16 protein-coding genes are annotated in these 21,065 nt (G+C 73.8%); 9 read left to right on the top strand and 7 right to left on the bottom strand.

The features are described from left to right. Nucleotides 1-8 precede the first annotated feature (8 nt). Both VQH23_RS22460 and VQH23_RS22455 read left to right on the top strand, forming a co-directional pair. On the top strand, nucleotides 9-272 hold the full coding sequence (locus tag VQH23_RS22460; protein ID WP_338662895.1) for a phosphopantetheine-binding protein: 264 nt from the start codon (nucleotides 9-11) through the stop codon (nucleotides 270-272). Then, entirely contained in the window at nucleotides 265-4,134 is a 3,870-nt protein-coding gene (locus VQH23_RS22455) for an amino acid adenylation domain-containing protein (protein ID WP_338662894.1), read from the top strand. Before VQH23_RS22460 ends, VQH23_RS22455 begins: the two co-directional genes overlap by 8 nt. Here the strand turns inward: VQH23_RS22455 and VQH23_RS22450 are convergent. Beyond that, on the bottom strand, nucleotides 4,062-4,886 hold the full coding sequence (locus tag VQH23_RS22450; RefSeq protein WP_338662893.1) for an SdrD B-like domain-containing protein: 825 nt from the start codon (nucleotides 4,884-4,886) through the stop codon (nucleotides 4,062-4,064). The two genes, VQH23_RS22455 and VQH23_RS22450, sit on opposite strands and share 73 nt — an antisense overlap. Nucleotides 4,887-5,119: 233 nt before the next feature. After that, the gene (locus tag VQH23_RS22445) at nucleotides 5,120-6,202 is read right to left on the bottom strand and encodes a YncE family protein (protein ID WP_338662892.1); all 1,083 of its coding nucleotides are present in this window, start codon (nucleotides 6,200-6,202) and stop codon (nucleotides 5,120-5,122) included. Nucleotides 6,203-6,395: 193 nt separating this feature from the next. Between VQH23_RS22445 and VQH23_RS22440 the strand changes: the two genes are divergently transcribed. The 7 genes from VQH23_RS22440 (at nucleotide 6,396) to VQH23_RS22410 (ending at nucleotide 14,452) form a co-directional block, all read left to right on the top strand. Beyond that, nucleotides 6,396-7,706, top strand: a complete 1,311-nt coding sequence (locus VQH23_RS22440) for an FAD-dependent oxidoreductase (protein WP_338662891.1) — start codon at nucleotides 6,396-6,398, stop codon at nucleotides 7,704-7,706. 196 nt (nucleotides 7,707-7,902) lie between these two features. After that, complete coding sequence (locus VQH23_RS22435; protein WP_338662890.1) at nucleotides 7,903-8,214, top strand: hypothetical protein; 312 nt, start codon at nucleotides 7,903-7,905, stop codon at nucleotides 8,212-8,214. A 139-nt stretch (nucleotides 8,215-8,353) separates the two neighbouring features. Continuing rightward, nucleotides 8,354-9,550, top strand: coding sequence for a DUF1501 domain-containing protein (locus VQH23_RS22430; RefSeq protein ID WP_338662889.1), 1,197 nt, complete (start codon nucleotides 8,354-8,356; stop codon nucleotides 9,548-9,550). A gap of 185 nt (nucleotides 9,551-9,735) precedes the next feature. Next, nucleotides 9,736-10,599 carry a 3-deoxy-8-phosphooctulonate synthase gene (gene kdsA / locus VQH23_RS22425; protein ID WP_338662888.1) on the top strand — a complete coding sequence of 288 codons (864 nt, stop codon included), beginning with the start codon at nucleotides 9,736-9,738 and terminating at the stop codon, nucleotides 10,597-10,599. Then, nucleotides 10,596-11,342 carry a 3-deoxy-manno-octulosonate cytidylyltransferase gene (locus tag VQH23_RS22420; protein ID WP_338662887.1) on the top strand — a complete coding sequence of 249 codons (747 nt, stop codon included), beginning with the start codon at nucleotides 10,596-10,598 and terminating at the stop codon, nucleotides 11,340-11,342. The genes kdsA and VQH23_RS22420 overlap by 4 nt, the downstream gene beginning before the upstream one ends. 36 nt (nucleotides 11,343-11,378) lie before the next feature. After that, nucleotides 11,379-12,374, top strand: coding sequence for a KpsF/GutQ family sugar-phosphate isomerase (locus VQH23_RS22415; RefSeq protein WP_338662886.1), 996 nt, complete (start codon nucleotides 11,379-11,381; stop codon nucleotides 12,372-12,374). A 98-nt stretch (nucleotides 12,375-12,472) separates the two neighbouring features. Next, on the top strand, nucleotides 12,473-14,452 hold the full coding sequence (locus VQH23_RS22410) for an AsmA family protein (protein WP_338662885.1): 1,980 nt from the start codon (nucleotides 12,473-12,475) through the stop codon (nucleotides 14,450-14,452). Nucleotides 14,453-14,470: 18 nt separating this feature from the next. On the opposite strand, the gene VQH23_RS22405 is transcribed toward VQH23_RS22410, so the two are convergent. The 5 genes from VQH23_RS22405 to VQH23_RS22385 form a co-directional block, all read right to left on the bottom strand. Continuing rightward, on the bottom strand, nucleotides 14,471-15,640 hold the full coding sequence (locus tag VQH23_RS22405) for an isovaleryl-CoA dehydrogenase (RefSeq protein WP_338662884.1): 1,170 nt from the start codon (nucleotides 15,638-15,640) through the stop codon (nucleotides 14,471-14,473). A gap of 80 nt (nucleotides 15,641-15,720) precedes the next feature. Continuing rightward, complete coding sequence (gene xdhB / locus VQH23_RS22400) at nucleotides 15,721-18,003, bottom strand: xanthine dehydrogenase molybdopterin binding subunit (protein WP_338662883.1); 2,283 nt, start codon at nucleotides 18,001-18,003, stop codon at nucleotides 15,721-15,723. Next, complete coding sequence (locus tag VQH23_RS22395) at nucleotides 18,003-19,376, bottom strand: FAD binding domain-containing protein (RefSeq protein WP_338662882.1); 1,374 nt, start codon at nucleotides 19,374-19,376, stop codon at nucleotides 18,003-18,005. Before VQH23_RS22395 ends, xdhB begins: the two co-directional genes overlap by 1 nt. Before the next feature lie 68 nt (nucleotides 19,377-19,444). Next, nucleotides 19,445-19,807 carry a response regulator gene (locus tag VQH23_RS22390; RefSeq protein ID WP_338662881.1) on the bottom strand — a complete coding sequence of 121 codons (363 nt, stop codon included), beginning with the start codon at nucleotides 19,805-19,807 and terminating at the stop codon, nucleotides 19,445-19,447. 229 nt (nucleotides 19,808-20,036) lie between these two features. Next, nucleotides 20,037-21,032, bottom strand: coding sequence for a tripartite tricarboxylate transporter substrate binding protein BugD (locus VQH23_RS22385; protein ID WP_338662880.1), 996 nt, complete (start codon nucleotides 21,030-21,032; stop codon nucleotides 20,037-20,039). Nucleotides 21,033-21,065: the final 33 nt, after the last annotated feature.

Here is a 21,065-nt window from a genome sequence, read left to right as displayed (position 1 = left end):
AGGCGAGAATGGCTGACGAGACGAACCCGCCGATGACGCGGGAGCGGATGCGCGCGGACATCGCGCGCGCCCTTCGCATGGACCCCGAGGAGGTCGGCGGCGACGACGACCTGAACGACCTCGGCCTGGACTCCATGCGCGCCATGAATATGGTGCTGCGCTGGACCGAGGGCGGACTGCAGCTCGACTTCGGGGAACTAGCGGAGAAGCTGACCCTGGACGCCTGGTGGGCTGTGGCGGAGCGGGCCATGGAGAAGCGCGCGCGTGGCTGACGGTGCCGGTGCTTCCACCCCCGACCTGCCGCTGACCGAGGCCCAGGAGGGCCTGTGGTTCGCGCAGCGGCTGGATCCCGGCAATCCCGTCTTCAACACCGGCCAGTACCTGGACCTGCGCGGCCCGCTGGACCTGCCCGCCTTCCGCGCGGCGGTGGACGGCACGGTCGCCGAGGCGGACTCCCTCGCTCTCCGCATCCATGAGGCGCCGGGCGGGGCGGTGCAGCGCCTGGACGTGTCGCAGCGCCCCTGGCTGGAAGTGGTGGACCTCTCCGCCGAGGCGGACCCGCTCGCGGCCGCGCGCGACGCGATGGCGCGCGACATGGGCCGTGCCGTGAACCCGGCGCGCGGCGGGATGGCGGCGGAGCGTCTCTACCGCCTCTCGCCCGATCGCCACCTCTGGTACCAGCGCGCGCACCACCTCGTGCTGGACGGCTTCGGGACGGAGCTGCTGGTGCGCCGCGTCGCCGCCCTCTACGCCGCGCGGCTGACGGGTGCCGACCCCGGCCAGCCCCTCGCGCCCTTCGCGGCCACGGTGCAGGAGGACGCGGCCTACCGCGCCGCGCCGAAGCGGGGGACCGACGCGGCCTACTGGCGGAAGGCGATGGAGGGCGCGCCGGAGGTCACCGGAATTGCCGAGGGCGCGGCCATGACCGCGCGCTTCGCCCACCGGGCGGAAGCGACGATCGGCGCCGAGGCGGGCGAGGCGCTGCGCCGCGTCGCCGCCGCGCACGACATCGCCTGGCCGGACCTGCTGACCGCCCTCCTCGGCGCCTATTGCCGCCGCATGACCGGCGAGGCGGAGGCGGTGATCGGCGCCACCTTCATGAACCGCTTCGGCAGCGCCGCCGCGCGCACGCCCTCCACCCAGATGAACGTCCTGCCGCTCCGCATCCGCCCCGACGAGGCGGCGCCGCTGCACGAGGCGGTGGAGGATGCGGTGACGCAGCTCGCCCGCCTGCGCCGCCACGGGCGCTACCGGGGCGAGCAGCTGCGGCGCGACCTCGGCCGCCTCGGCGCGGGCCGGCGGCTGCATGGCGCCATCGTCAACATCCAGCCCTTCCACGAGATCCCGCCCTTCCCCGGCCTGACGGCGGAGCTGCACCTGCTCGGCACCGGCCCGGTGGACGACATCACCTTCGACCTGCGCACCGATCCCGGCGCCGCGACGCTGCGGCTGGACGTGGAGGCGAACCCGAACCTCTACTCGGCGGAGGAGGCACGGGCGCACGCGGCCAGGGCCGCGCGCTTCGTCACGGCCGCCCTTGCCGCCGGGCGCCTCGCCGACGTGCCGACCGCCACGCCCGACGAGGCGCGGCGCTTCGTCGTCGAGGTGAACGAGACGGCCCATGCCGTTCCCGAAACCACTCTCGTCGCCCTCATCGATGCTTCCATGCGGGCGCGGCCCGAAGCGACGGCGCTGCGCTTCGAGGGTCGGTCCATCAGCTACCGCGAGCTGGACCGCCGCAGCGCCGCGCTGGCCGCCGCGCTGGCCGCGCGCGGCATCGGGCCGGGCGACCTCGTCGCCGTCTCGCTCGACCGCTCACCGGAGCTGGTCGTCGCCCTCCTCGGCACGATGCGCGCCGGCGCCGCCTACCTGCCGCTGGACCCCGCGCACCCGGCGGAGCGGCTGGCCCGCATCCTGGCTTCCGCGGGGCCCCGCATCGCGCTCGCGCCCGCCGCCTTGTCGGCCGAGGTGGCCGTGCTCGCACCCTCCGAATGGCCGCAGGACGGCGCCGCCCCCGCCGGTCCCTCGCCGGAGGACGCGGCCTACGCCATCTACACCTCCGGCTCCACCGGCGAGCCGAAGGGCGCGGTCATCGGCCACCGCGCCATCGTGAACCGCCTGGAATGGATGCGGCAGCACTACGGCTTCACCGCCGGGGACCGCATCCTGCAGAAGACCCCCGCTACCTTCGACGTCTCGGTCTGGGAGTTCTTCCTGCCGCTGATCGCGGGCGCCACCCTCGTCCTCGCCCCGCCCGGCGCGCACCGCGATCCCGCCGCCATCGCCCGACTGATCCGGGAGGAGGCGATCACCACCGCGCACTTCGTCCCCTCCATGCTCGCCGCCTTCCTCGCGCACCCGGACTCGCGCGGGCTGGGGATGGCGCGCGTCTTCTGCTCCGGCGAGGAGCTGACGGCAGACATCCGCGACCGCTTCCACGCGACGATGCGCGCGGAGCTGCACAACCTCTACGGCCCGACCGAGGCGGCGGTGGATGTCAGCTTCTGGGACGCCTCGCCGGAGGACCGGACCCGCCCCATCCCCATCGGCCGCCCGGTCTGGAACACCCGCCTCTACGTGCTGGACGACGCGCTGCGCCCCGTGCCCCCCGGCGTCACCGGCCACCTCTTCATCGCCGGCGTGCAACTCGCCGAAAGGTATCTCGGCCGCCCCGACCTGACCGAGCGCGCCTTCATCCCCGACCCGTTCCATCCCGGGGAGAGGATGTATCGCACCGGCGACCTCGCGCGCTTCCGCCCGGACGGCGCCATCCTCTACCTCGGCCGCGTGGACGGGCAGGTAAAGCTGCGCGGCTTCCGGATCGAACTCGGCGAGATCGAGGCCGCCATCGCCTCCTGGCCGGCGGTGCGGCAGGTCCGCGTGATCGCGCGGGAGGACCGGCCCGGCGACAAGCGCCTCGTCGCCTACCTCGTCCCCGGGCCGGGCCACGACGCGGCGGCGCTGCGCGCCCAAGTCGCGGCGCGCGTGCCGGACTACATGGTCCCCTCCGCCTTCGTCGCGCTGGATTCCCTGCCCGTGAACACCAGCGGCAAGCTGGACCGCGCGGCGCTGCCCCCGCCCGAGATGGGGGAGGGGGAAAGCCGCCCGCCGGAGACGGAAACGGAGCGCCGCCTCGCCGCCCTCTTCGCCGAGGTGCTGGACCTGCCGGCGGTGGGCGCGGAGGAGGACTTCTTCGCCCTCGGCGGCCACTCCCTCCTCGCCGTGGACCTCATGCTGCGCGTGCAGGGGGAGTTCGGCCGCGATCCCGGCCTTGGCGCGCTGTTCGAGCACCCGAGCGTCGCCCGGCTCGCCGCCGTGCTGGACGCCGCCTCCCTGCCGCCGGGGGATGACGGGCTGCGCCCGCTCATCCGGCTCGGGCGCGGCGACGAGGCGCGCGCCCCGCTCTTCGTCGTGCACCCCGCCGGCGGGATCGCCTGGTGCTACGGCAACCTCGCCCGGGCCCTCGCCCCGTCGCGCGGCGTGCTCGGCCTGCAGGCGCCTTCGCTGGATGCCGGGTCCCTGCCGCCCACCAGCCTGGATGGCCTCGCCGCCGATTACGCGGCGCGGGTCGTCGCGGCCGGGCATCCCGGCCCCATCCACCTCGCCGGCTGGTCGGTGGGCGGGATCATCGCCCAGGCGATGGCGGTGCGCCTGCGCGAGATGGGGCGGGAAGTCGGCGCGCTCGCGCTGCTGGACGCCTATCCCGCCGATGCCTGGCGCGCGGAGCCGGAGCCGGATGCGGGTGCCATGCTCCGCGCCCTCGTCGCCATCGCCGGCCACGACCCGGCGCAGCACCCGGACCTGCCGATGGAGCGCGGCGCCGTGATCGCGTTCCTGCGCCGCGGCGGAACGCCGCTGGGCCGGCTGCCGGAGGCCGTGCTGGACGGCGTGGTGCGCGTGGTGGAGGGCAATAACCGCCTCGTGCGCGGTCACCGGCACCGCCGCTACGACGGCGTCATCACCCATTTCCGCGCGGCGCGCGACCACGCCGGCCGCGCGCTGTCACCGGCGATGTGGGCGCCCTACGCGGCGGCGATGGAGGTGGTGGACCTGCCCTGCCTTCACGGAGAGATGGTGGGCGCGGCCGCGACGGAGCTCATCGCCCCGGTGCTACGCCGGATCCTGGGCGGCTGAGCCCTCTCGGCCGGCAGCCCCGTCTCGCCGCGGCGCGCGTCAGCCCCGGCCTGCCACCGCTGATGGCCCGCGGCGGCGAGGAGGAACTCCTCCTCCGACGCGCCGATCCGTCGCACCGGCGCGGGCGCGGCCGGCCTCGCGGGCGGCGCGGCCTCGACCACGTCGAAGTGGGCGGTGGGCGCCGCCACGGCCTCCAGGTCCCGCTCCGGGGCGGCAAACTCGACGCGGTACCGGCCGGGCGGGATGCCGGCGAAGGCGTAGGCCCCGCCCGGACCCGCGGCGGTGGCGGCAACCTTCGTCCCGGCCGCGCTCAGCAACTGCACGGTGGCTCCCTCCGGAGCCGCTTCTCCGGCGCCCGCCAGGACGACGGAGCCGATGACGGTGCCGGGGGTGTCGATCGTCGAGGCCCGGCTGGTCACCGTGCCGCCGGAAGCGAGGGTGAACGGGGCGCTGCGACCGCCAGCGGCCGGCCGGCCGTCGAGGCGGGCGGTCTCGATCTGGTAGGCGCCGGGCTGCAGGCCCGTGAAGCTGTAGGGCGCCCCCTCGCGGACGACGAGGCTGGCCATCGGGCGGCCTGAGCCGTCCAGGAGTCGTACCGCGACCTCGGCGCTGCCGTTATTTCCCGCCGCCCGCCGCTCCGCCGGGCTCCGGACGACGTCATCGGAAATCAGCGAGAGGGGAACCACATCATGGATGGCAGGATCGAAGCTCAGCGTATCGCGGACGTCGGAACAGGCTTCCTGCCAAGGCATAACGGGTTTTCTCCGCGTCCTGCGTCATTTTGGCTGCCGTCGAGGCAGCAAGGACTTGTATAGAAATTACATCCAGAGGTTGCAATCTCTCCCGGATCACACCTTCGATAAAACACGGAACGAAAAACGGCCCGCGCTGATTGCGCGGACCGTTTTCCCAGGAAACGCACTACCGATCGACGGAGAGGGGGCGCCGTGGCGCCCGGTGTCGGAGGCAGATCAGAGGCAGATGCTCAGAGGCGGATCAGGCTTACCGTGTCGCCGTTCGGGTCCTCCGGCGCCGGCTGCGCCGAGCCGCGCGGCGCGGTTCGGGCCTTGTTGGTCACGTAGGCGAGGCCGGAGCGCCGGTCGACGGCGACCGTGTTCGGATGCGTCCCCGTCTCCAGGTTCGCCGTCACCGTCAGGCTGCGCGCATCCACCACGCTCACTGTGCCAGCGCCGCGGTTGGCCACGTAGGCCAGGGCGCCGTCGGGCGTGAGGGTAACGCTCAGCGCGCCCGCACCCGTCTCGATCATCTTGATGGGCTGGCCCGAGGCGGCGTTCAGCACCGCGAGGCGGCCGGACTTCTGGTTCGTGACGAAGAGCCGCCCGCCGGCCGCGTCGAAGGCCAGGTTGATCGCGCCCTCACCGCCGGAAGCGAAGCGGCGCACCGCGGCGCGGCGGGAAAGGCTGACCTCCACCACCTCGTTCGGCTCCAGCGCCGTCGCGAAGAGGCGGTCGCCGGCCGGGTCATAGGCAAGGCCGCTGATCCCGCCCTCCAGCCCCTCCGTGATCACGGCGGAGACGGCGTTGGCGGCCGTGTCCACCACCCAGATCGCGCTCGGCTTCTCCCGGTAGCCGAAGACGGAGACGAAGGCGCGGTTCCCCGCCTCGTCCACCACCACCTGCCGGACATGCGCGCCCTCGCCCTGGGCGATCCGCGCCTTCACAGCGCCGCTGCGCAGGTCGAACACCGCCAGCCGGCCGCCGCGCGTCTCCGTGCCGAAGAGGGTGCCGGTCGTGTCGTTCACCGCCAGGCCGAACACGGAGTCGGCGCCCAGCTCGATGGTGGAGCGCACCTCGAGCGTGCGGGGATCGAGGCCGAGCACCTTGGCGTTGTTGCCGCCGCGCGTCCCGGCGCTGGCCACGTGGACGAGGTTCGTCGTGGTGCTGACCGCGATCTCGTAGAGGCCCGGCGCCACCTTCACGGATCTCTCCACGGCCGGCGCGGCCGCCGCTGGCCCGATCCGGGCGGCCGCGCCGGCGGCGCCGAGCAGCACGAGGAGGTGGCGGCGGGAGAGCGCCGGGCGGGGGCGGCTCGCTTCGATGGTCGGCATTGCTGGCCTTGCCTTCTGAGGATCGCAGGTTTGCGATTGGCTCTCAGTAGCAGCACTGGCCCTGGCCGGGCAATCGACGCGCCTCCTTCGCCGCCCGGCGCAGGGATGCACCATCACGGCCCCGCCGAGGGCAGGCGATGGACGCGGCCTCGGCGGCGGGCTAGCCCGGTGGAAAGGGAAGGGGAGGCGCGCCGTGACAGGGCCGGAGCGGTACGACGTGCTGGTGGCGGGCGGCGGCTCGGCCGGGGTGGGTGCAGCCCTGGGCGCGGCGCGCCAGGGCGCGCGCGTCGGCCTCGTCGAGGCGGCGGGCTGCCTCGGTGGCGCGGCCACGATGCGCAACGTGCTCACCTATTGCGGCCTCTACACCCTCGGGGAGCGCCCGCAGCAGGCTGTGGCCGGGGTGGCGGAGGAGGTGATGGCGCGTCTGCGCCGCTGGGGCGCGGTGACGCCCCCGCAGCGCCACCGCGGCGTCTTCGTCGTCTTCGACCCGGAAGGGGTCAAGCGGGCGCTCGACGAGCTGTGCCGCGAGGCGGGGGTGGAGGTGCTGCTGCACTCCTTCGTCGCCGCCGCCCGGCGAGAGGGCGGGCTGGTCCGCTCAGTGGAGGTGGCCGACCATTCCGGCCTCCGCTCGCTGGAGGCCGCCGCCTTCGTGGACGCCAGCGGTGATTGCGACCTGGCCCATTTCGCCGGCGCTTCCACCCGCTACGGCAACAACGGCGCGGTGAACCTCGGCACGCTCGGCACCCGCTTCGGTGGAGTGGCACCCGGCGCGGAGGTCTCCGCCGAGGCCGTGACGCGGGCGGTGGAGGCGGCGATGGCCCGCGGCGTCGGCCCGCTGACGAAGAAGCGCAGCGTCGTCACCCGCTTGCCGATCTCCGGCGACGTGGTCTGCTACCTCGCGAGCGAGCGCTACGACCCGCGCGACGCCCTGGGCATGAGCCGGGCCGAGATGGACGGCCGCGCCCAGGCCTGGGCCTATCTGGAGGCGCTGCGCGCCCTGCCGGGGTGGGAGCGCGCCTACCTCGCCTCCACCGGCCCGGATTTCGGCACGCGGGAGAGCCGGCACATCGACGGCCGGCTCCAGCTGTCATGGCAGGACATCACCGCCGGCCGCCGCTTCGAGGACGCGGTGGCCCTCGGCGCCTGGGGCGTTGAGTGGCACGACCGCGAGACGCTGGAGAGCAGCTTCATCTACCCGCCGGGGCGGGAGCGGGAAGGGGGCGGCACCTACGACATCCCCCTGCGCTGCCTCATCAGCGCGGACACGCCGAACCTCTTCGCCGCCGGGCGGACGGCCGACGGGGACCGCGAGGCCGGCGCCTCCCTTCGCGTCATGGGCACCGCCTTCGCCACCGGCCAGGCGGCCGGGGTGGCCGCGGCGCTCCTCGCGGATGGGGGTGGCGGGCCGGGCGGGGCGGACCCGGCGGAGGTCCGGCGGGTGCTCGCGGCGCAGGGCGCGATCCTCGATCCGGCCTCGATGCCGCCGCCCCTGATGGCGGGCTGAGGCCAAAGGGCGTTCCCGGACCGGCTTCGCGGGGACATCGTTGCGGTTGGCCGCTGGACCGGGCCGCCCCGCGGCCCTTGCACGCAGCCCTTGCACGTGGCTCGACGCAGCCACAGATTCCCGGGATGCACGCGAGAACCGGGCGCAGCGGGGCCGGCGCTTCATCAACCGGCGCTTCATCAAAGGGGCCGGGGGCATGAGCGGGACGGCCGAGGGGGCGCCCCCCGCACCCGTGCTCAGCCTCAGCCGGGCGCGCGAGGACCGGCTCTGGGCCGTGGTCGCGGCCATCGGCCGCAAGACCCGGATCGCCGAGATCCACGCCAGCCGCGCCGCCGCGGACGCGGACCGGAGCTGGCGGGAGCAGCAGGTTCGGGCCTATGCCTCCTTCCTGCGGGGCTCGGGGATGCCGTTGCCGAACTACAGCGTCTCCTCTATCCGCCGGGCGGACCTGCCCCGGAGCTGGCGGCCGCTTCCCGCGCTCGGCTTTCTACGCGGCCAGTTCATCTGAGCGAAACCCGCTGCCATCGTCTGTCCCGCGTTACCGTTTGCATCGCGCGGCGGGCGGCGCTTGCAATGGACCCGGCGGCGGACGCATGTCGGGGGCTGGCGGCCCGCCCGCCGCGCTTCCGCCCGGAGGTCCCGAAGGCATGACCCATCCCGTGATGCGCCGCGCCGTCCTCGGCGGCCTCGGCTCGCTCTTCGCCTGGCCCTACCTGCCCCGGCTGGCCCGCGCCGCGGGGCGGGATCCCCGGCTGCTGGTGGTGATCCTGCGCGGCGGGCTGGACGGCATCTCCATGCTGCAGCCCGTGGGAGACCCCGCCTTTGCGGCCCTGCGGGGGGCGGATGCCGGGGACTCCGTGCCGCTGGACGGCATGTTCGCCCTGCACGCCAACATGCCGAAGCTCCTCGGGATGATCCGGGAGGGGGAGGCCCTGGCGCTGCACGCCGCCCATACCCCCTACCGCGGCCGCTCCCACTTCGACGGCCAGGACGTGCTTGAGAGCGGGCTTCCGCGCGTGACCACGGGGGAGCGCACGGGCTGGCTGAACCGCGCCCTCGTCGCCCTGCCGCGCGCCGGCCGCGTCGCGCCGCCAAAGGGCCTGGCGGTGGCGCCGGTGGTGCCGGTGATCATGCAGGGCCCGGCCCCGGTGGAGACCTGGCAGCTGCAGCAGTTCCGCTACGCCGACGAGGACCTCGTGGCGCGGCTGCTGGACCTCTACGAGGCGCGTGATCCCCGCCTGGCGGAGGCGCTGCGCTCCGGCGCGATGCTGGATCACATGATGCAGGAGGTACCGCCCGGCCAGCCCGGCGCCGAGCGCGTGCGCGGCCGCCCGAACTTCGTGACGGAGGCCGCGGCCGCGGCCCGGATCATGGCCCGGCCGGACGGCCCGCGCGTCGCCGCGCTGGGGCTGAACGGCTGGGACACCCACGCCTCCCAGGGGACGGCGCGCGGCAACCTTGCGAACCGGCTGGGCGCGCTGGACGACGCCCTGGGCGCGCTGCGGGAGGGCATGGGCCCGGTCTGGCCGGACACGGTGGTGGCGGTGGTGACGGAGTTCGGGCGTACCGCCCGGCTGAACGGGACCGGCGGCACGGATCACGGCATGGCCACCGCGGCGCTGCTGCTCGGCGGGCGTTTGAAGGGCGGGCGGGTGATCGCCGACTGGCCAGGGCTGGCGCCGGAGCAGCTGCACGAGGGGCGGGACCTTCGCCCCACCACGGACCTGCGCGCCGTGCTGGCGGGCGTGATGGTGGAACACCTGCAGCTCGACCCCGCTGCCATCGCGCAGGTCTTCCCGGACAGCCAGGCCGTGCGCCCCCATCCCGGCCTGATCCGGACTTGACGCCCGCCTGGCCCGGAGTTCAGGGCCCGGGACCCGGCCAGTACCCGACCGGCGCCTGACCGGCATCTGGGACGCCCGCCTTGCGGGGGAGGCCCTCCCGCCGCGCGGGGCGGTTCGGCTGTGCGCAGGTTCCGGGCTGCGCTACAACCCGCGCCCCGCCGAAGGACCGCCGAGAGGGCCACCGCATGACCGAAGCCGCCCCCGCAGAGGCCAGCGCCGTTGTCGAGACCCGCTCGGCCCGCTTCGGGAACCGTCTACCGGTCGCTGTCATTGCCGGCCCCTGCCAGCTGGAGAGCCGCGCCCACGCGCTGGAGACGGCAGGGGCGCTGAAGGAGATCGCGGCGCGGGTGGGCTTCGGCCTCGTCTACAAGACCTCCTTCGACAAGGCGAACCGCACCAGCGCCGATGCCCCGCGCGGGCTGGGGATGGAAAGGTCCCTGCCGATCCTGGCGGAGATCCGGGACAGCCTCGGCCTCGCCGTCATCACCGACGTGCACGACGCCGCCCAATGCGCCCCGGTGGCGGAGGCGGTGGACATCCTGCAGATCCCCGCCTTCCTCTGCCGGCAGACGGACCTGCTGCTGGCCGCCGCCGCGACGGGCCGGGCGGTGAACGTGAAGAAGGGCCAGTTCCTGGCGCCCTGGGACATGAGGAACGTGCTGGCCAAGATCACCAAGGCCGGCAACCCCAACGTGCTGCTGACGGATCGCGGCACGAGCTTCGGCTACAACACCCTCGTCTCCGACTTCCGCGGCCTGCCCATCATGGCGGGAATGGGCGCGCCGGTGGTGTTCGACGCCACCCACTCCGTGCAGCAGCCCGGCGGGCTCGGCGGCAGCTCCGGCGGGCAGCGGGAGTTCGTGCCGGTGCTGGCGCGGGCGGCGGTGGCGGTGGGGGTCGCCGGCCTCTTCATCGAGACGCATGAGGATCCGGACCGGGCGCCCTCCGACGGGCCGAACATGGTCCCGCTCTCGAGGTTCGAGGGGCTGATGCGCGACCTTGTCGCGATGGACCGGCTGGCGAAGACGCAGCTGGGCGCGGCCGCGTGAGGCCTCTGGTCCTCGTCCCCTCGCGCCTCGCCTCCACGCGCCTGCCGCGCAAGCCGCTGGCCGATCTCTGCGGGGAGCCGATGATCGTCGCCGTATGGCGGCGGGCGGTGGAGGCGGATGTGGGGCCGGTTTGGGTCGCCACCGACACGCCCGCGATCGCGGAGGCCGTTCGCGCCGCCGGTGGCCAGGCGGTGATGACGCGGGAGGACCACCCCTCCGGCTCCGACCGCATCCACGAGGCGCTGGGGCGGATCGACCCGGACCGCCGCAGCGACGTGGTGATCAACCTCCAGGGGGACCTGCCGACGGTCCGGCCGGAGACGGTCCGCGCCACCGCGCTGCCGCTGGCCGACGCCGAGGTGGCGATCGGCACGGCCGTGGCGCCGATCCGGCGGGAGGAGGAGCGGCTCGCGCCGAGCGTGGTGAAGATGGTCGGCTCGCCGCTGGGGGAGGGGCGGTTTCGTGCCCTCTACTTCACCCGCGCGACCGCGCCCTGGGGTGAGGGGCCGCTGTACCACCATATCGGCCTCTACGCCTGGCGCCGGGCGGCGCTGGAGCGCTTCGTGTCCCTGCCGCCCTCCTACCTCGAGGGGCGGGAGAAGCTGGAGCAGCTGCGCGCGATGGAGGCCGGCATGCGGATCGACGCGATGGAAGTGGGGGAGGTGCCGCTCGGCGTGGACACCCCCGAGGATCTGGAACAGGCCCGGCGCATTCTGGCCGGGCCATCGCCCGTCCGCGCCTGAGGCGCCGCGCAGGACGGGCCGGCGAGGGGGCTGAGAATGGACTATCCGGTCGAGGTCCGCGGCGACGCGCTGACGACGGCGCGCTGCACGGTGGAACTGGAGGCGAACGGCCTCTCCGCCCTGCGCGCGGCGCTGGACGGCCCGCTGGGCGCGCAGTTCGAGCGGGCGGCGGAGGGCATCCGGCGCGTGCAGGAGCTGGGCGGGCGGCTGATGGTGACGGGGATGGGCAAGTCCGGCCATGTCGGGCGGAAGATTGCCGCCACCCTCGCCTCCACCGGCACCTCCGCCTACTTCGTCCACCCCGGCGAGGCGAGCCACGGCGACCTCGGCATGATCCGGCCCGAGGACGCGGTGCTCGCCATCTCCTGGTCCGGGGAGGCGCCGGAGCTCTCGGACATCATCGCCTACACGCGCCGCTTCGGCGTGCTCCTGCTCGCCATCACCTCCCGGGCCGGGAGCGCGCTGGGGGCCGCGGCGGACCTACCGCTGGTGCTGCCGGTGATGCCGGAGGCCTGCCCCAACGGGCTCGCCCCCACCACCTCCACCACCATGCAGATGGCGATCGGGGACGCGCTCGCGGTGGCGCTCCTCTCGATGCGCGGCTTCACCGCCAGCGACTTCCGGCAGTTCCACCCCGGCGGGAAGCTCGGCTCCCGGCTGCGAAAGGTCGGCGACCTCATGCACTCCGGCGCGGACGTGCCGCTGGTGCGGGAGGGAGCCACCCTCTCCGACGCGATCGTGGAGATGACGCGCAAGCACTTCGGCGTGACGGCGGTGGTGAACCCGGCCGGCGCCCTCGTCGGCGTGGTGACCGATGGCGACCTGCGCCGCGCCTTCGCCCGGGGCTTCGCGAACGAGCGGGTGACCGACGTGATGGGCCGGGCCCCCCGCGTGATCGGGCGCGACGCCATGGCGGAGGAGGCGCTCGCCAGGCTGCAGGACGCCAAGATCACCAGCCTCTTCGTCGTGGAGGACAACCGGCCTGTCGGGATCATCCACCTGCACGACCTGCTGCGGGCGGGGGTGATCTAACCCCCCCGCGCCACCTCCGGCCCCTTTCCGGGTGAACCCTGGGCCGCCTCGCGCGCTATAGGCGGAGGCCGTGCGGCCGGATGGAGCGGAGGGACCGCATGGCGACGCGACGGGTACCGCGCTGGATGATCTGGACCGGGGTTCCCGCCGTCCTGGTCGCGCTGCTGGTGATCTTCTGGTCCTGGGACTGGTTCATTCCCCTGGCGGAGTCCCGCGCCTCGGCGGCGCTGGGCCGCAAGGTGACGATCGAGCACCTGCATGTCCGCCTGGGCCGCGTGACTGAGGTCTCGGCGGACGGCGTGCGCGTGGCCAACCCCGACGGCTTCCCCGAGGACCCGCCATTCGCCCGGGCCGAGCGCCTCATGGCCCGGCTGGACGTGATGGCCTACTGGAATGACCGCGCCATCGTCATCCCTGCCATCGAGGTGACCCGCCCGGTGGTGGAGGCCCGCGCGCTGGAGGACGGCCGCACCAACTACGCGTTCAGCACGGGCAAGCCGGCGGGCGAGAGCCAGCCCGCGCCGCCGCCGGACAGCCCCTCCGCCGCGCCCCGGATCGGGCTGCTGCGGATCGTGGAGGGCCAGGCCCGCGTGGCCATCCCGAGCCTGAGGGCCGACTTCCAGATGGCGATCGCCACGCGGGACGAGGAGACCGAGCAGCCCCGCATCGCGGTGGAGGCGCGCGGCACCTATGCCGGCCAGCCCATCGCAGGCACCGCGCTCGGCGGCGCCGTGCTGGCGCTGCAGGAGACGGGAAAGCCCTGGCCGATCGAAATGCAGATCGCCAACGGCCCGACGCGGGTGAGCCTCAACGGCACGCTGCAGAACCCGCTGGAGCTGCAGGGCGCCAACATCCGCCTGGAGCTGCGCGGGCCCGACATGGGGCTGCTGCAGCCGCTGACCGGGGTGCCGATCCCGAAGACGCCGAACTACCAGATCGCCGGGCAGCTGGACTACGTGGACGGCCGGGTACGCTTCCGCGACTTCAACGGCCGCATGGGCAACAGCGACCTCTCCGGCACGATCACGGTCACGACCGGCGAGGAGAAGCCCTTTGTCGAGGCCGACCTGCGGTCCCGCCGCGTGGACTTCGCCGATCTCGGCGGCTTCATCGGCGAGGAGCCTGGCCGTGCCTCGACGCGCGGCCAGAGCCCGCAGCAGCGGCGCGAGGTGGCGCGGAACGAGTCCCGCGGCCGCGTGCTGCCGGACGACCCGATCAACTTCCCCAAGATCGACGCGGCCAACGTGCGCCTGAACTACCGGGCGGACGACATCGTCGGGCGCAACATCCCCTTCGACAACATGCGCGCGGCGATGGAGGTGAAGGACGGCGCCATCACCCTGCAGCCTCTGGCGGTCGGTGTCGGCACCGGGCAGATCTCCGGCAACATCGCGCTCACCCCGCAGGAAGGGAACCGGCTGCACGCCCGCGCCGACGTGCAGTTCCAGCGCCTGGACGTGTCCCGCCTCATGCAGGCCACCAACACCTTCGAGGGCGCGGGCCGGATCAACGGGCGGGCGCGCATCGACGGCACGGGGCGGTCCTTCGCCGACATCCTCGGCAGCGGCAACGGCGAGGTGACGCTCGGCATGTCCGGCGGCAACCTCTCCGCCCTTCTGGTGGACCTCTCGGGCCTACGGATCGGCAACGCGGTCCTCTCCGCCCTCGGCGTGCCCGGGCGCACCACGGTGCAGTGCTTCGTCGGTAACGTCGTGCTGCAGCGGGGGAACGCGAACCTGCGGACGGTCATCGTCGATACGGAGGACGTGATCGTGAACGCCACGGGGAACGTGAACATCGCGCGGGAGGCGCTGAACGTGCGCCTGCGGAGCGATTCCAAATCCTTCACGATCGGCGCGATCCCCACCTCCATCCTCATCGACGGCAGCTTCCGCAACCCCGATGTCGGGCCGGACATGACGGAGTTGGCGGCGCGCGGCGGGATCATCGGCGGGCTGGCGGCGCTGGTGGCGCCCGTCGCCGGGCTTCTGCCCACCATCCAGTTCGGGACCGGCGAGGACAATCGCTGCGAGTCCCTGGTGCGCGGCGGGCGGCCCGCCGCGCGTTCAGCGCGCTAGGCTGTCTCCCGCCGCGCGCTAGGCCGTTTCGTTGAAGAGCTCCCGCCCGATCAGCATCCGGCGGATCTCGCTGGTGCCGGCGCCAATCTCGTAGAGCTTGGCGTCGCGCAGCAGGCGGCCGGTCGGGTAGTCGTTGATGTAGCCGTTGCCGCCGAGGCACTGGATGGCCTCCAGCGCCATCCAGGTCGCCTTCTCGGCGGAGTAGAGGATGGCGCCCGCCGCGTCCTTGCGCGTGGTCTGACCGCGGTCGCAGGCGCGCGCCACGGCGTAGACGTAGGATTTCGCGGCGTTCATCACCGTGTACATGTCGGCCAGCTTGCCCTGCATGAGCTGGAAGGTGCCGATGGGCTGGCCGAACTGCTGGCGATCGTGGACGTAGGGGATCACCACGTCCATGCAGGCCTGCATGATGCCGGTGGGACCGCCGGCGAGCACCGCGCGCTCGTAGTCCAGGCCGGACATCAGCACGTTCACGCCGCGCCCTTCCGCGCCGAGCACGTTCTCCTCGGGCACCTCGCAGTCCTCGAAGACGAGCTCGCCGGTGTTGGAGCCGCGCATGCCCAGCTTGTCCAGCTTCTGCGCGGTGGAGAAGCCCTTGAAGCCCTTCTCGACGAGGAAGGCCGTCATGCCGCGCGGGCCGGCCGCCGGATCGGTCTTGGCGTAGACCACCAGCACGTCCGCGTCCGGGCCGTTGGTGATCCACATCTTGCTGCCGTTCAGCACGTAGCGGTCGCCCTTGCGCTCCGCCCGCGTGCGCATGGAGACCACGTCCGACCCCGCCCCCGGCTCGCTCATGGCCAGCGCCCCGACATACTCGCCGGAGATGAGCTTCGGCAGGTAGCGCCGCCGCTGCTCCTCGTTCCCGTTGCGGGTGATCTGGTTCACGCAGAGGTTGGAGTGCGCGCCGTAGGAGAGGGCTACGCTCGCGCTCGCGCGGCTCAGCTCCTCCATCGCGACCACGTGCTCCAGGTAGCCCATGGCGGCGCCGCCATACTCCTCCGGCGCTGTGATCCCGAGAAGGCCGAGGTCGCCGAACTTGCGCCAGAGGTCCATCGGGAAGTCGTTGCTGCGGTCGATCTCCGCCGCCCGCGGGGCGATCTCGTCGCCGGCGAAGGCGGCTACCTGCTCGCGCAGCGCTTCGGCCGTCTCGCCAAGGCCGAAGTCAAGGCCGCGGAAGCTGTTGCTCATGGGCATTCCCCCTGTCCGCTCGGCGTGGCGGGTTCAGGGCGACGGTATGGGGGCGGGGGCCGGCCCGCAAGCCGGCCCGGTCAGCCCTGGGCGGCGCGCGCCGCCATCAGCAGGCGCTCCGGCGTAGCGGGCAGGTCCAGCCGGTCCGCCCCGGCCGCGTCCCGCAGCGCGTTCCACACGGCTGTCGCGAGCATCAGCGGCGGCTCGCCCACCGCCTTGGAGCGGAAGATCGTGTCCGCCCGGGCCGGCGCGCCCTCCAGCAGCCGCACGTTGAACACGGGCGGCACGTCGCGGGAACCGGGGATCTTGTAGGTGGAGGGCCCGAGGGTCCGCAGCCGCCCCTCCGCGTCCCACCACAGCTCCTCGCAGGTCAGCCAGCCCAGCCCCTGGACGAAGGCGCCCTCGATCTGCCCGCGATCGACGGAGGGGTTCAGGGAACGGCCGCAATCCTGGACGAGGTCCGCGCGCAGCAGCCGGTGTTCCCCCGTCAGCAGGTCCAGCTGCACCTCCGCGATCGCGGCGCCGTAGGAGAAGTAGAAGAACGGCTCCCCCTTCATCGCCGCTGGGTCCCAGTGGATGCCCGGGGTCTTGTAGAAGCCCGTCTGCGAGAGGGAGACGCGGTTCGCCACGCAGCGATGCGCCAGCTCCCCGAAGCCGATGCGGTGGTTGCCCGCGAAGACCTCGTCCTCCTCGAAGCGTACCTCCTCGGGCACCACGCCCCAGTCGGCGGCGGCCTGCTCGGCCATGCGGGTGCGGATGGTGGTGGCCGCGATCTGCGCGGCCCAGCCGTTCAGGTCCGTGCCCGTGCTGGCGGCGGTGGGGGCGGTGTTCGGAACCTCCGCCGTGGAGGTCGCGGTGATCCGCACCCGCTCCACCGGCACGCCGAAGACGCCGGCCACGACCTGCGCGACCTTGATGAACAGGCCCTGGCCCATCTCCGTCCCGCCGTGGTTCAGGCGGATGGAGCCGTCCTCGTACACGTGGACCAGGGCGCCGGCCTGGTTCATGGACATGATTCCGAAGGAGATGCCGAAGGCCAGCAGGAAGCTGCCGAGGCCGCGGCGCACCACCTCGTTTCGCGCGTTGAAGGCGTCCACCTCCGCGCGGCGGCGGTCCCACTCCGCGCCGTCCCGGCACTCCGCCCAGACCCGCCGGAGGAGATCGCCCTCCAGCGCCTGGCCGTAGGGCGTGACGGCGTCGTTCCCGCCGCCCGCCAGGTTGCGCTCCCGCACCGCCTCCTGCGTGGTGCCGAGGGCGCGGGCGACATGGTGGGTCACGTCTTCCATCAGCAGCACGCCCTGCGGCCCGCCGAAGCCGCGGAAGGCGGTGTTGGAGACGGTGTTGGTCTTGCAGGCCACGCCGGTGATCGTCACGTCAGGCACGTCGATCACGTTCAGCCCGTGGGTGACGCTGCGGAACACCACGCCGCCCGAGAGGTCGACGCTGTGCCCGCCATCGGCGGCCATGGTGGCCTCCAGCGCCAGGATGCGGCCGGTGTCGTCGAATCCGGCGCTCCAGCGGTAAAGGAAGGGGTGGCGCTTGCCCGTGGCCGCGATGTCCTGCTTGCGCCCCAGCCGCAGCTTCACCGGCCGCCCGGTCCGCTGCGCCGCGACCGCCGCGCAGGCCGCCACCCAGGACGCGTTGCTCTCCTTCCCGCCGAAGCCGCCGCCCAGGCGTCGTACCTGCACGGCGACGCGGTTCTGGTCGCAGCCCAGCACGCGGGCGGCCATCACCTGCACCTCCGTGGGGTTCTGGGTCGAGGAATGGATCGTCAGGTCCCCGTCCTCGCCGGGGATGGCGAGGGCGACCTGGCCCTCGAGGTAGAAGTGTTCCTGCCCGCCCGCGCGGAACGTGCCGGAGATGCGGCGCGGGGCGGCGGCAAGGGCGGAGGCCGCGTCGCCGCGCGCCATGACCATGGGCGGGAAGAGGAAGGCGCCGGCGTCCAGCGCCTCCTCCACGGACAGCACGGGGCGCAGCGGCTCGATCACCGGCCGCACGGCGGCGGCGGCGGCGAGGGCGGCGTCGCGCGTCTCGGCGACCACCACGGCCAGGGGCTGGCCCCAGTACTCCACCAGCCCCTCCGCCAGCATGTGCTCCGGCGCGCGCCGGGGCTGGGCGATGTCGTTGCGGCCGGGAATGTCGCCCGGGCCGATCGCCGCCACCACGCCCGGCAGGGCGAGGGCAGGGGAGAGGTCGATCGGCGCCAGCCGCCCGTGCGCGACGGGGGAGAGGACGAGGGCCGCGTGCAGCAGGGCGGGGGGCATCGGCAGGTCGTCGGCGAAGCGCGCCTCGCCGGTCGCGTGCTTCAGGGCGCTGTCCTGGCGCAGGGAGGCGCCCGGACCGGTGTGGCGGGTGGCGTCCATCAGGCCGCCTCCTCGCGCCGGTGCCAGAGCCTTCGCAGCAGGTTCCCCGCCGCGAGGCGCCGGTACTCCGCACTGCCCCGCAGATCCGAGAGCGGAGCGATGGCGCCTTCCAGGGCGGCCGCGGCGGCCTCCACCGTCTCCCGGGTCCAGGGCCGGCCGTCCAGGGCCGCCTCGGCCGGGACGCAGCGGGCGGCGCGCGGGCCGATGCCGCCGAGGGCGATCCGGACGCGGGCCACGCGCGCCCCCTCCAACGCGATCACGGCGGAGAGGCCGACCGTGCTGATGTCCTGGTCCGGCCGCTTGGACAGCTTCTCCGCGGCGAAGAGCGCGCCCTCGGGCGGGCGGGGGATGAACACGTCCCGGATCACCTCGCCGGGCACCAGCGCGTTCGTCCGATAGCCGGTGAGGAAGTCCTCCACCGCCATCTCGCGCCACCCGTCCGGCCCGGCGATTCGAAGCGTGGCGCCGAGGGCGATGAGGGGCGGCAGCGCGTCGCCGATGGGGGATGCCGTGCCGAGATTGCCGCCGAGCGTGCCCATCCCCCGGATCTGGCGCGATCCCAGGCGGCGCAGCAGGCCCGCCAGGGGCAGGAAGGCGCGATCGGCCGAGCAGGCATCCAGCAGCCGGCGGTATGTTTCCGCGGCGCCGATCCGGATCCCCTGCGGCGACACCTCGATTCCCCGCAGCTCCGGCACGTCGGAGAGGAGGATCACCTCCGGCGGTACTTCCCGGCGCTCCGAAACCCGCAGTCCGAGATCGGTGCCCCCGGCCAGCAACCAGGCCTCCGGTCGGGCCGCGCGCAGGGCGACGAGCTCCTCCAGCGTCGCGGGACGGTGGAAGAGCTGGCCCGGCGCCTGCAGAACCGTGGCGGGGGCAGCGGGCGGGGCGGCTGGCGGGGCGGCGTCGTCCCGCAGCGCCTCGAACGCCTCCAGTATCGGGCGGTAGCCCGTGCAGCGGCAGAGATTCCCGGCCAACGCCTCGTGCGGGTCTCCGCCCTCCCGGGCATGGGCCCAGGCCGTCATCACGATGCCCGGGGTGCAAAAGCCGCACTGGGTCGCGTCGGCCTCCGCCAGCGCGCTCTGCACGGGGTGCGGGCCGCCGGCGGCGCCGCGCAGGCCTTCCACGGTGCGGATGCTGCGGCCATGCACCTGCCCGAGCAGCGCAAGGCAGGCGTTGATCGGCACGCGGGCGCCGTCCGCCTCCTCGATCACCACGGTGCAGGCGCCGCAATCGCCCTCGGCGCAACCCTCTTTCGTGCCGGTGAGCCCGGCGGGGCCGCGCAGCCAGTCGAGCAAGGTGAGGGTGGGGGAGGTGCCCGGGGGCAGGGCGCGGGGCGCGCCGTTCAGCGTGAAGGCAATCGGGCCAGCGGTCATGCGCAGGAGGTTAGCAAGACCTGCGCCGCGGCAGAACGGCGATGCGCCGCCTGGCGCCCGCCCCTGGATCAGGCCGTCGGCAGCTTCGCCAGGGCGGCCGTCAGGTCCTCCGGCGCGTAGGGCTTGGCGAGCACCGGCACGCCCGTGAGGCGCTGCGGCAACCCCGCCGCGCCGTAGCCGGAGGCGACGACGAAGGGCACGGACATGGCGGCCAGCCGGTCCGCCACGGGCTCCGATGTCTCGCCGGCAAGGTTCAGGTCCAGCACGGCAACGTCGGGCCGCTCCGAGCCGAGGAGGTTCAGGGCCTCGGCCACCGTGGCCACGGGGCCCAGCACCACGGCGCCGGCATCGGCCAGCGTGTCCTCCACGAGCATGGCGACGAGGGTCTCGTCCTCGACCACCAGAACGCGCCGCCCCGCGAGGCTTGCCATGCAGACTCTCCCACTCGCCGGCGCAGCGCGCGGCCTGTTCCCCGTTGCTCCCGGGGTGGCGCCGGCCCGCCACCCTGTCAAGGGAGGCGGGGGGTCATTACGGCACGTGACACGCAACGGTTGCACCTTGGTCCAAGGATCGGCGCCGACCGTCCCGCCCAGCCTAACCAATGTGAATCGGCGTGCGGGGCGGAAGCGAGAAGCCCGGCCCCGCGCGCGCTGCCCGGCCTCAGTCCGCGTACTGGCCGGCGGCCTGGATGATCGGGCGCCACTTCGCGATATCCGCCTGCCAGTAGCGGCGGTGGGCCTCCGGCGTCGCCTGCTCCGCCGAGACCGGGGTGGTGCCAAGCTCCGCGAAGCGGGTCTTCAGCCGCTCATCCGCGAGCGCGACCTGCAGGGCCTTGGAGAGGCGGGCGGTGATCGCCGCGTCCGTGCCCTTCGGCGCGTAGAGCCCGTGCCAGACGGAGACCTCGAACCCGGGAAGCCCGGCCTCGGCCGCGGTCGGCACGTTCGGCAGGGCGGCGTTGCGGGTGGAGGTGGTGACGGCGAAGGCGCGCACCGAGCCGGCCTGGATGGCCTGGGTCGTGTTGGTGGTCTGGTCGCACATCACGTCCACCGTGCCGCCCATCAGGTCCGTCATGGCGGGTGCCGTGCCGCGGTAGGGGACGGTGGTGAGCTGCGTCTGGATGGCGGACTGGAAGAGCAGGCCGCAGATGTGGGAGGCGGCGCCGACGCCGGCATTGGCGAGGTTCACGCCTTGCCCGCGCTGCTTCAGCACCTGCACCAGCTCCGCCAGGCTGTTCGCCGGGAAGTCCTTCTTCGCGATGATCGTCATCGGCACCTCGGTGATGAGGCCGATGGTCTCGAAGCCGTTCACCGCGTCGTAGGCGAGGCGGCGGTAGAGGGAGGGCGTGGTGCCCATGCCGATGTGGTGGCAGAGGATGGTGTAGCCGTCCGGCCGGGCCTGGGCGACGCGCTGGGCGCCGAGCGTGCCGCCGGCCCCGCCCACATTCTCCACCACGATCGTCTGGCCGAGGTCGCGCCCCATCACCTCGGCGCAGAGGCGGGCGACGACATCCGTCGGGCCGCCGGCCGCGAAGGGGATGATCATGGAGATGGGCTTGTTCGGATAGGCGCCCTGCGCGCCGGCCATGCGGGGCGCCAGGGCAGGGGCGGCCAGGGCGGCGCCGGCAAGGAGGGCGCGGCGGCGCGTCGTCTCGGTCATGAACGTGAACTCCCGTTTATGAGACGGGCGGTC

Origin of the sequence: Pararoseomonas sp. SCSIO 73927, assembly GCF_037040815.1 — a bacterium.
GTDB lineage: Bacteria > Pseudomonadota > Alphaproteobacteria > Acetobacterales > Acetobacteraceae > Roseomonas.
Note: the sequence above shows the minus strand (reverse complement) of the source record. Positions and strands in the feature narration are given on the sequence as shown.

What these genes read in the sequence shown, in the direction of transcription:
- VQH23_RS22390 (WP_338662881.1), bottom strand. Translation starts at nt 19,807, where the DNA reads ATGGCAAGCCTCGCGGGGCGGCGCGTTCTGGTGGTCGAGGACGAGACC.
- VQH23_RS22435 (WP_338662890.1), top strand. Translation starts at nt 7,903, where the DNA reads ATGAGCGGGACGGCCGAGGGGGCGCCCCCCGCACCCGTGCTCAGCCTC.
- VQH23_RS22410 (WP_338662885.1), top strand. Translation starts at nt 12,473, where the DNA reads ATGGCGACGCGACGGGTACCGCGCTGGATGATCTGGACCGGGGTTCCC.
- VQH23_RS22405 (WP_338662884.1), bottom strand. Translation starts at nt 15,640, where the DNA reads ATGAGCAACAGCTTCCGCGGCCTTGACTTCGGCCTTGGCGAGACGGCC.
- VQH23_RS22450 (WP_338662893.1), bottom strand. Translation starts at nt 4,886, where the DNA reads ATGCCTTGGCAGGAAGCCTGTTCCGACGTCCGCGATACGCTGAGCTTC.
- kdsA (WP_338662888.1), top strand. Translation starts at nt 9,736, where the DNA reads ATGACCGAAGCCGCCCCCGCAGAGGCCAGCGCCGTTGTCGAGACCCGC.
- VQH23_RS22460 (WP_338662895.1), top strand. Translation starts at nt 9, where the DNA reads ATGGCTGACGAGACGAACCCGCCGATGACGCGGGAGCGGATGCGCGCG.
- VQH23_RS22395 (WP_338662882.1), bottom strand. Translation starts at nt 19,376, where the DNA reads ATGACCGCTGGCCCGATTGCCTTCACGCTGAACGGCGCGCCCCGCGCC.
- xdhB (WP_338662883.1), bottom strand. Translation starts at nt 18,003, where the DNA reads ATGGACGCCACCCGCCACACCGGTCCGGGCGCCTCCCTGCGCCAGGAC.
- VQH23_RS22445 (WP_338662892.1), bottom strand. Translation starts at nt 6,202, where the DNA reads ATGCCGACCATCGAAGCGAGCCGCCCCCGCCCGGCGCTCTCCCGCCGC.
- VQH23_RS22430 (WP_338662889.1), top strand. Translation starts at nt 8,354, where the DNA reads ATGACCCATCCCGTGATGCGCCGCGCCGTCCTCGGCGGCCTCGGCTCG.
- VQH23_RS22415 (WP_338662886.1), top strand. Translation starts at nt 11,379, where the DNA reads ATGGACTATCCGGTCGAGGTCCGCGGCGACGCGCTGACGACGGCGCGC.
- VQH23_RS22385 (WP_338662880.1), bottom strand. Translation starts at nt 21,032, where the DNA reads ATGACCGAGACGACGCGCCGCCGCGCCCTCCTTGCCGGCGCCGCCCTG.